This window comes from Acinetobacter sichuanensis (genome assembly GCF_003024515.2).
Classification (GTDB): domain Bacteria; phylum Pseudomonadota; class Gammaproteobacteria; order Pseudomonadales; family Moraxellaceae; genus Acinetobacter; species Acinetobacter sichuanensis.
In genome coordinates this window covers 1-577 of record NZ_PYIX02000220.1, presented here as the reverse complement: position 1 = coordinate 577, position 577 = coordinate 1, and the positions used below count along the sequence as shown (strand labels likewise).

Genomic DNA, 577 nt, shown 5'->3' with positions numbered 1-577 from the left:
GGGCTATCATTTACAACATGATGCCTATCAGTTGCACTGCCAAGCAGTTTATTTAAATCAATATCATTGTATGTAGTTTCTTCTAAAAACATTGAAATTGTGCTAAGACTTGCTTGTTTAGCAGCACTTTCTGCAGAAAATAGTGGTTTAACTTCAGTTGAAATAAGAACATCTATCAAAGAATCTGTATATAAAGAGAACTGAGTAGGTTGAGGTTGTATTTCATTCACCTTATTGAGAATAGTTTCACGATCCCAAATCGTACCATCGTCAAATTGTATAGAACTTATTCCATAATTTTGATAAATACTCAAATCAGATAATTGATTCTCTATGTGGATTGGATTTATATAATCAGATAAATATATTTCTAATGTACTGCCTGCTTGCTTTAAAACAACCTCACTCTCATTATAACCTTTTAAGATCAAGACATTATTTTCAATATCTGACTTAGAATCATCAATAGTAATTAATTGATTACTATTTTCATAAACATCACTTCTATCAAAAATATAGGTATCATTTCCAGCCCCCCCTCTTAACGCTGAGGTACTTCCACCTTGTGCATTCAAAG

Annotated in this window: 1 protein-coding gene; it reads right to left on the bottom strand. The window is 31.5% G+C overall.

Annotated features, from left to right (window positions below; all coding sequences use genetic code 11):
• Positions 1-577 (bottom strand): calcium-binding protein (locus tag C9E89_RS23130; RefSeq protein WP_322887912.1); only part of this gene is annotated, 577 nt, incomplete at both ends.